Origin of the sequence: Nocardiopsis halotolerans DSM 44410 (assembly GCF_000341065.1) — a bacterium.
Taxonomy (GTDB): domain Bacteria; phylum Actinomycetota; class Actinomycetes; order Streptosporangiales; family Streptosporangiaceae; genus Nocardiopsis; species Nocardiopsis halotolerans.
Genome location: NZ_ANAX01000331.1, coordinates 1 through 8,960, shown reverse-complemented (window position 1 = coordinate 8,960; position 8,960 = coordinate 1). Strand labels below are relative to the sequence as shown.

The 8,960-nt window shown below is 73.1% G+C and carries 4 protein-coding genes and 1 pseudogene; all 5 read right to left on the bottom strand.

Annotation, left to right across the window (positions count from 1 at the left end; translation table 11 throughout):
• The coding region (locus D455_RS31595) for a DUF4192 domain-containing protein (RefSeq protein ID WP_017573306.1) at nucleotides 1-871 on the bottom strand (871 nt) is incomplete at its 3' end.
• A gap of 249 nt (nucleotides 872-1,120) precedes the next feature.
• Nucleotides 1,121-2,500 carry a sensor domain-containing diguanylate cyclase gene (locus D455_RS0124440; RefSeq protein ID WP_017573305.1) on the bottom strand — a complete coding sequence of 460 codons (1,380 nt, stop codon included), beginning with the start codon at nucleotides 2,498-2,500 and terminating at the stop codon, nucleotides 1,121-1,123.
• Between the two features lie 563 nt (nucleotides 2,501-3,063).
• Entirely contained in the window at nucleotides 3,064-5,562 is a 2,499-nt protein-coding gene (locus tag D455_RS0124435) for a GTPase (RefSeq protein ID WP_017573304.1), read from the bottom strand.
• A complete protein-coding gene (locus D455_RS0124430) occupies nucleotides 5,559-7,445 on the bottom strand; it encodes a dynamin family protein (RefSeq protein WP_017573303.1) in 1,887 nt (628 codons plus the stop codon). The genes D455_RS0124435 and D455_RS0124430 overlap by 4 nt, the downstream gene beginning before the upstream one ends.
• Before the next feature lie 71 nt (nucleotides 7,446-7,516).
• Nucleotides 7,517-8,792: pseudogene (cobA, locus tag D455_RS31590) on the bottom strand (uroporphyrinogen-III C-methyltransferase).
• Between the last annotated feature and the right edge of the window lie 168 nt (nucleotides 8,793-8,960).

Genomic DNA, 8,960 nt, shown 5'->3' with positions numbered 1-8,960 from the left:
CCCCGCGCTGCCACGCGGCGACCGCCAGCAGTGAGGCGGGCGCGGCGCGCTGGTGCCGCGGCAGGTGTCGGGTGACCCGTGCCCACAACCGCTGGTGCTCGGGGGCCGCCTCGGCGGTGATCCGCGCCCACGCCTCGTCGCGCACGCGGATCTCGGTGAGGTACACGCCGAGCCAGGCGAGTTCCTCCCGGTCGGTGACACCGCGGCCCGCCCGTTCGGCCCGCACCGCCGCCAGCACGGCGGTCAGGCCCCGGTCGGTGAGGGCTCCCCGCATCCCCTGTTCCAGGAGCCGTCGGGCACGTGCCTCCACCTCTCCGGCGACCGTGTCCATCGCGACCCGTTCGGCGCCCCGGACGGGTTCGAGGACGGCCGCCGCCCGCTCGCTCTCGGCCGTGGCGGCGTGGAGGGGACGCGCCGGGACGATCCCGTGCAGGACCGCGCTGGCCGGGACGGTGGAGCCGTCGACGTTGACCACGGTGCCCTCGACCGGGCAGCAGTCGGCCCTGGTGCAGGTGTAGGACCAGTACCGACCGCCGGTGACCCGGAGCGCGTCGATGACGGTCAAGTTCCGGTCCCGGGCCGCGGCCAGGAGGGCGTCGACGTAGGGGGTGACCCGTTCGGGCGGCCCGTGGGCCACGACCACCAGGGACGTGCACCCCTCGGCCGCGGCCATGTCGACGGGAGCGACGGCACGCTCCATCCGGTTCTCGACGGTGGCCAGCCGGTCCAGGTCACCGCAGAACGCCGAGTGCACGCCCCTGCCACGCACGGCGAGGACCACGATCCCGGGGTCGGGCGGCGTACCCACCAGGTAGGGCAGGGTGGCGATGATGTCGGTCGGGTTGGTCAGGGTGAGGGCGGTCCCCGACACGGGGGCACGGAACGGCGGCGCCCCGTCGGGGCCGCGGGGGGCTGGGACGGCGCCGCCGTCCGGGGACTGTGCGGACGCGGGCGGATCGTCGGTTTCTCGCGTGGGGTCGAGGGGGTGGTGGGGGTCCGAGGGGCGGAGAGGGCGGTGTGGCTGGTCAGAGTGCATGTCTTCACGGTGCGTGATGCGACGGCTCCGCGCAACGACCTCCTCGAGGCTGTGGACAACGGCGTCGGACCGCGCACGCGCGGGTCAGGAAAGTTCGGTGTGGCCGCTGGAGTCCACGGGACCCGTGTGACCGGAGATCTCCCCTCCCCGAGGTCCGGGGATCTTGTCCCCGACTCCAGGACGCCCCGCGGGCAGGCACACGCGGTTACGGCCCGTCTCCTTGGCCCGGTAGAGCGCGAGGTCGGCCGCGGTGAGCAGCTCCACCAGGTCGTTCCCGTGGTCGCCGATGACGGCCGCGCCGATCGAGATGGTGATGGACACCGGCACGTCGTCCACCGCGATCTCCATGCACCCCACCTGGGACCGCAGCCGCTCGGCCGCCCGCCAGGCCTCGGCCGAGTCGGAACCGGGCAGCAGGACCACGAACTCCTCCCCGCCGAACCGCCCGAGCAGGTCGGACTGACGCAGCTGCTGGGCGATGGTGGTGGCCACGCCGAGCAGCACCTGGTCGCCGAACAGGTGCCCGTGGTTGTCGTTGACCCTCTTGAAGTGGTCGATGTCGATGATCAGCACCGCCGCCCTGCCCCGCGAGGAGCGGGCCCTGGCGATCTCCACCGACGCCTCCTGCTCCCAGGTCGGGGCGTTGAGCAGCCCCGTCTTGGGATCGGTCCGCGCGGCCATCTGGAGCTGCTGGTAGAGCAGGCTGCGCTGGAGCAGCAACACCGGAGGGACGGCGATGACCAGCAGGAACAGCGACAGATGGGCGAGGATGGCGACGGTGACGCCGACACATAATTCGACGGCGTCCACGGTGAAGGCCTCCCGGTCCCACATGGGCGAGAAGCGCTGGCCGGAGCCGCCGCTCATCCGCGCGGCCACCACGACGATGAACGTGTTGAAGACCGTGAACCAGGCGCAGCACAACAGCGCCACGAACACGCCGGCGACGGTGCCCAGGCTCTCGTGGGGATCGGGAGCGCCGCCCAGTCCCACCATGAGACTGCCGCTCTGGACGCTGTGCCAGATCACCGAGGACAGGAAGCCCGACAGTGCGACGGCGGTCGCGTTGAACACCCGTCGGTGCACCAACGCCCGCCGGGAGCGCAACTGCAGCAGGACGAAGACCGGGACGGGGAGGAGCAGCGCGTACAGGGGCGGCAGGAGGAGTATGGCGGGGAACCACCACGCGCCCAGCAGGTCGCGGGACACCCCCGCGGGCAGGCCCAACCGCCGGATCGCCTCAACCCCGCAGGCCGCGCAGAGGAGGAGGGCCACGAAGGTGGCCAGGTCCACCCACACGAAGGTGAACATGGCCGAGGCCACCCCGAACAGGAACAGTGTGGTGGACAGGAGCAGCCCCATGTAGACGATCAGACCTCGGGGCTGCTGTAGGAACGGCCAACGTGCCCGATCACCGTGGGCTGGCGCCTCCTCGGCCCGCATCGGCTTCTCCGAGATGCTCACGGCTCCGTCCTCCCTCCCTGCTCACTGACTGCCATCAGGACCCCGCATCCGTCTCTGATGGGCCCACCGCCTCCAACAGTTCTCCCTTCGACGGCCTGGATTTGCCCCGCGTTCCCTTACGGTGCCACTCGGTTACGACCGTTGGGTACCCGTGAACCCGAAAAGTTGTTCGTAGCGTGGTGCCGCCGTTACCGAAACCACTTTACATTACCTTGAGTAATATATTAGTTGCTCATTGTGCGAAGCCGTAGGCAGGGCCCCCGTCACGCGCGGCGGAGGGGTCTCGCGGGGGCTTACGAGGGTTGGCTCCGGCGGCGTTTTGGGGCATCCTGCGTGGGGGACCCGTGACGGTAGCTGTCTCATGGCACAGGGTGTCGACCGCCTGACATCCTGCCCGTCCCCTCCCTGACAGCACTCGACCCAAGGAGCCTGACGTGGGCACTAACATCATCTGGATCTAGTCTGACAAGGCCCGGGGCGAGCGGCTCCGCACCGCTCGCCCCGGGCCGCCGAAGACGGGCGCTTCCCGTGGGACTCCGTCCGCCCCCACCGGGACCGCCAGGTCAGTCCGCGGCCCTGGCCACCTCGTAGGCCGCCCGGAACGCCCGGTATCTGGCCAGTTCTGCCTCCATCGGCTCCACCACGCGCTGACCGGTGATCTCCCTGACCCGGGCACGGGCCTTGTTCTCCACGTCCTCGCGGCGCTGCACCGCGGCCACCTCCACGAGGTTTCCGCAGCCCACACCGGTCAGCCACCCCACCAGCAGGGCCGCGACCACCAGGGCACCGGAGTAGGCGGCGAACACCGGATCGTCGAACACGCCCAGTCCGGTGATGCCGCCTCCCAGCCAGCTCAGCAGGCACACGACCATCCAGGCCAGACCGGCGCCCGCGACCGCGAGCATCGCGTACTGGGCCGTGCGCGCGGCCTTCCACCACGACGGGCTCTGGTCGGGATCGCCGACCGCTCCGGCGACGGCCTCCCCCAACTCCGCGGGGAGCTCGGGCACTCCCCCGCGCGCGGCGGCGCGCATCCGGCGGCGCCAGACCGCGGGCATCCCCTCGGAGACGCTGTCGGCGGCCTCGCCCAGCACGGTATCCAGTTCGGCCTCGTGCGCGTCCACCGGACCGCCCACGCCGTTCTCGCTGTCACGGCGCAGGAAGTCGAGCTGGACCGCGGCGAGCGGGTCCTTGCNNGCCCAGCCGACCTGACGCCTGCCGCGCCGGACGTCGTTGGTCTCGGTGACGTCGGCGACCGCGGACACCCCGGCCGCGTTGGCCAGGCCGTCCTGCACGCGGTTGCGCACCTCGGCGGGGACGGTCTCGGGCACGGGCTCCTCGCCGTGGAACTCGCCGAAGGGCTCGATGACCTGTTCCAGGTCGGCGGCCAGCCGGTCCACCAGGGCGCGCCGCTCGCGCACCGTCTCGGCGAGGAACTCGCGCAGGTCGCGGATGCCCTGGTCGGTGACCGTGGACGTGGTGATCACCCGCGGGTGCACCCCCGACTCGCTCTCCAGAAGGCGGCGGAGGTCGGTGAGCAGCTCCTCCAGCTCGTCGGACTCCACCTTGTCGACCTGGTTGAGGACGGCGACGGTGACCGCTCCGTGCCCGGCCATCTGGGCCAGGTAGCGGTGGTGGACGGCCGCGTCGGCGTACTTCTGCGGGTCGAGGACCCACACCAGCAGGTCGACCGAACCGATGAGCCGGTCGGCCTCGGCGGTGTGCATGCTGCGGACCGAGTCGTGGTCGGGCAGGTCGAGCAGGACCAGGCCGGTCAGCTCGGAGTTGCCCGAGTCCAGCACGCTCGTACGCGAGTGCCGGTAACGGGTCGGCACGCCCAGCCAGCCCAGGAGGGCGTCCGCGCCCTCGTGGCCCCACACGCAGGCGTGCGCCTTGGAGGTGGTGGGGCGCGTGACGCCGGTCTGCGACAGCTGGAGTCCGCACAGGGCGTTGAACAGCGAGGACTTGCCGCTGCCGGTGCCCCCGGCGAGGGCGACCACGGTGTGGTCACCCGAGAGCCGCAGCCTGGCCCCCGCGTGGTCGAGCAGCTGGGTGGACCTCGCGGTGAGTTCCTGGGGCAGGTCGTCGCGGCCCAGGTCGGTGAGGGTGGCCAGCGCGTCCAGGCGTTCGATCAGTTCGGCCCGGGTGGTGGACCGGGTGGGCCGCCAGGTGTCGTGGCTGGTGGGACGGTACTCCTCGTCCTCCTCCCCGGCCTTCCTGTCGTCGGTCCCGGTGTCGGGGCCCACGGCGCGGAAGGCACCGGAGACGGCGGAGGGGCCGGGAACGCGGCGGGGCAGAGGCTCGGGTTCCTCCGGCCCTCCGTCGGCGGTGTCGGTGGGCTCGGGCGCGGCGGTGTCCCCCCGCGCCTCGGCGTCCCCCTCCCCGTGGTCACCGGAGTGCTCGTCACCGTCCGGTCCCGGGACCCAGGTGGGCGCGCCGGTACGGGCGCCCCGAGCGGAGGTTTCGCTGGCGCGGGCCTCCGGGTCGGCCTCGCCGTCCTGTTGCTGGCCGACGACCTGGAAGGCACCGGTGTTGCGTCCGGCGATGCGGGTGTCGTCGGCCGCCTCGGCGAGGCTGCCGACCCATCCGGCGAGCCCGTCGGGGTCCTCGTGGTCCTCGGTGTCGGCACCCCGGACGTCGGCGCCGCGTACGTCCTCACGGCCGCGCTCGGCGACCGAGGACCGCGCGTGCCGCCCAGAGCGCCGCTGCGGGGCCTGGGGACCGCCCCGGTCGTCCCGGGCGGGGTCCCCTCCCTCCCGCGCGTCCTCGTCGCGCTGGACGGCCCTGTGCGGGGAGCCGGAGCCGGAGGGGTCCGGGTAGCCCGCGATCCCGTCGTAGGCGGGATCCTCGGTGCCCGCCTCGGACACGGCGTGGTCGGGGTGCTCGGGGACCGGCACGGTGTACCCGCGCCAGGGGCCGTTCTCGGACGCCGCGTCACCGCGGGTGCGCTCGTCGCTCCAGGCGTTGGAGGCGGGCCGTCCGCTCTCGCGGTCCTCACCCTCGGCGCGGGCGTCCGCACCGGGCTCCCCCTGCGCCTGCGCGGGGTTCCACTGAGTCGTCATCGTGCTATCTCAAGGTTGTATGTGGCCTGGTAGAGCTGGACGGCGCTGTCCTCGGACGGGATCCCGGCCGACGCCAGGGCGCCGTCGAAGGGCGCGCGCTCGCGTTCGATCAACCCGAGGACGCGCTTGCGCAGGTCATCCCGTGCCGACCTGCCGATGCTACGCAGTGACTGGGCGCCGAACAGCCCCTTGAGCAGGCGCTGCGGGGAGGGTCCGGAGCCGTCGGCCGCGTGGGCGCCGCCTCCGGTGCGGGACCGCTCGTAGCCGAGCAGGTCGATGATCAGGACCAGGGCGACGACGTCGTGGTCGAAGGTGACGAACCGCGCCACGGAGCGCTTGGTGGCGCCGCTGGCGGTGGTCATCTCGGCGACTCCGCGCTGCCACTCGGTGATCTCCTGGCGGATCTGCTGTGCCAGCAGGCCGGTCCCGGGCTGGTTGAGGGCCTTGGTGGCGAGGTCCCCGCCTCCGGGCACCTGGCGCCACCTCTGCTCGATCTCCTCGGAGGCGCGTTCGCAGCTGGAGACCACCAGGGCCTCCAGGGCGTCGCGGACGGCGCGTTCCAGGGCGTCCACCCGCTGACCGCGTTCGGCCTGTTCGGCGCGTCCGCCCTTCCGGGCCCGCCTGCCGCGCGGACGCAGGCTCTTGGCGAGCTCGCCCCCGGCCGTGACCTCCTGCCAGCGCGCCAGCAGCGATCCGCGTAGCAGGGAGCCGTCGCCCAGGCCGGTGTCGACGCGGTGCCGTGCGGTGGCGTAGGAGTCGTCGACGATGGTGGTGAGCGTGCGGCCGGTCTCGATCTGCGCCTCCACCTGGCGGGCCAGTTCGGGCACCCGGGTGCGGAAGCTGTCGATGACGCCGATGAAGGTGCGCCGCGAGACGCGGTCGCGCTGCCCGGCCTCGCCCGCCACGTCCGCCAGGTAGTCGCGGATGTGGTCGGCGACGTTGGAGGTGAAGCGCTCTCCACGGATCTGGTCGGTCTCGGGGATGGCGAACCGCGCGGCCGTACCCAGTCCGTTGGCCTCCAGCATCGCGCCGAAGTGGTCCAGGAGCTGGCGGCGGCCCCTGCGCGGCACCCGGGAGAGCACGACGGCCAGGGAGGTGTCGCGGTCGCGGGCTACCTGGAGGAACTCCCACACGCGCGCGTCGGCGTAGCGGCTGCTGGTAGTGACGAACATCCACAGGTCGGCGGCGTCGAGGAACTTGGCCGCGAACTCGTGGTGGGCGGCGACGGCGGAGTCGACGTCGGGGGTGTCGAGCAGGGCCACGCCCGGGGGCATGGCCTCGGTGGCGGCGAGTACGAGCATGCCGTCCTTGCCCGGCATCGCCAGGCCCTGCTGGCGCACACGCGGCAGGGACGGGATGAAGGAGGCCTCGCTGAACCAGTCGACGTCGGCGGGGTTGCAGGCCAGGACGGGGCTGTTGGTGGTGGGGCGGCGCACGCCGGTGGTGGTGACCTGTTCACCGACGAGGCTGTTGACCAGGGTGGACTTACCCGCGCCGGTGGATCCGGCCACCGCGATCAGCAGGGGGATGTCGGGACGGCGCACCCGGGGCAGGACGTAGTCGGACAGTTGGGCGAGCACGTCGGTCCGGAGGGCGCGGCCCTCCTCGGCGCCCGGCAGGCCGTCGGCGAACTCCAGGTCGCGGATGTGCCTGCGCAGTCCTTCCAGGACCTGTTCGAAGTGGTGCTCGTCGGGTTCGGGTGCACGGTGCTTGGCCGGTCCGGCGGGGACCGGGGCGGTGGGCCCCCGTCGGGCACCGGTGTCCGCCTCGGGCGCGGGTCCGGAACCCTGTGCGGGCTGGTGGGAGGTGGCGGCCGGTCCGGTTCCGAACCGGTCCGGGGCACCGGGACCGGTGGTTCCCGGTGCGGCCGACGGCCGGGTCATGATCGGTGTGCCCTCCTCATCGGTGCTGACGGTCCCCGCCGCGTGAGCGACGTACGCCGCGGGCGGAGGTCTTACTGGAGATCGCGCCCGGTCGCCAGTCGACGGGTCTCGAACTGGGTCCCCGTGTGCAGTATGTCAAGATCCCGCGCTGTTTTGACCACTTCTCCGATGATCACCACCGCCGGGGGCCGCACTCCGGCCGATCGGGCGGAGGCGGCGATGGTGGCCAGCGTACCCGTGACGGTCCGCTGCCCCGGCAGTGTGGCTTCCTGTACCACGGCGACGGGGGTGTCCGCGGGCCGCCCGTGGGAGACGAGGGCGTCGGCGACCGCCTCGATCCGCTCCACCCCCATGAGGGCCACGACGGTGCCGCCCGCACGGGCGAGCCCGTCCCAGTCGACCGTGGAGCGCTCGTCCCCCGGTGGGACGTGTGCGGAGACGATGTGCACGTCCTGGGCCACGCCCCGGTGGGTGGCGGGGATGCCCGCGCTGGCCGGGGCGGCGAGCGCGCTGGTCACACCCGGTACCGCGATGACGGGGACCCCGGCGGCGGCGCAGGCCGCGGCCTCCTCGCCGCCGCGGCCGAACAGGAAGGAGTCACCGCCCTTGAGCCGCACGACGAACTTGCCCCGTCGTGCGCGGTCGACCAGGGTCGCGTTGATCTCCTCCTGGGTCATGGAGCGGCCGTAGGGGATCTTGGCGGCGTCGACGATCTCCACGTCGGCGGACAGCCGGTCCAGGAGGGAGGTCGGGGCGAGCCGGTCGACCACCACCACGTCGGCCTGGGAGAGGAGTTGCTGTCCCCGGACCGTGATCAGACCGGGATCACCGGGGCCCCCTCCCACGAGCGCGACGCCCCGGAGGCGTTCGCGTCCGCGGCGGGCGTCGAGGGTGCCGTCGGCGAGGCCCTCGATGACGGCGTCGCGCAGGCCGGCCGAACGGCGGGGGTCGCCCGAGGCGACGACGCCGACGGTGATCCCGCTCGCGGTGCCGCTGGCGGGGGTCCATGCGGAGGAGGCGTGCCGGTCGTCGGCCCGCACGCACCACACGCGGGCGCGCTCGGCCTCCTCGGCGACGGCCGCGTTCACGCCGGGGTCGTNCGGCGTGGACGAGCCAGTAGGCGGGAGCGTCCGGCCCGGAGACGTCGCCCGCCGCGTAGGGGCGCCGGTGCCAGGTGAGGTGCCCTGCCGACGCGAGGTCCTCCAGGGCCGCGGACGCCTCGGGGGCGAGAAGGGTGACGCGGGCGCCGGCCTCGATCAGCACGGGGACGCGGCGCTGGGCGACGCGGCCCCCTCCGACGACGAGGACGTCACGGTCCCGCATGCGCAGACCAAGGAGATAGGTCATCAGGTGTTCGGGGCGGGCGCCCCTGCCCTGGGGCAGGGAAGGAAGCCCCTTCCTCCTCACTGTGGTGGTGTGCCGGGGCACGGGCGGGGCGGCCTGGACGCCAGGGCCCACACCCCGTTCCTCCGGCCCCGACGGAACCGGGTTCTTTCCGTACCGGCCCCGACGACG

Bases quoted from the DNA above. Each gene is read 5' to 3' on its own strand.
- D455_RS0124430 (WP_017573303.1), bottom strand. From the start codon at position 7,445: ATGACCCGGCCGTCGGCCGCACCGGGAACCACCGGTCCCGGTGCCCCG.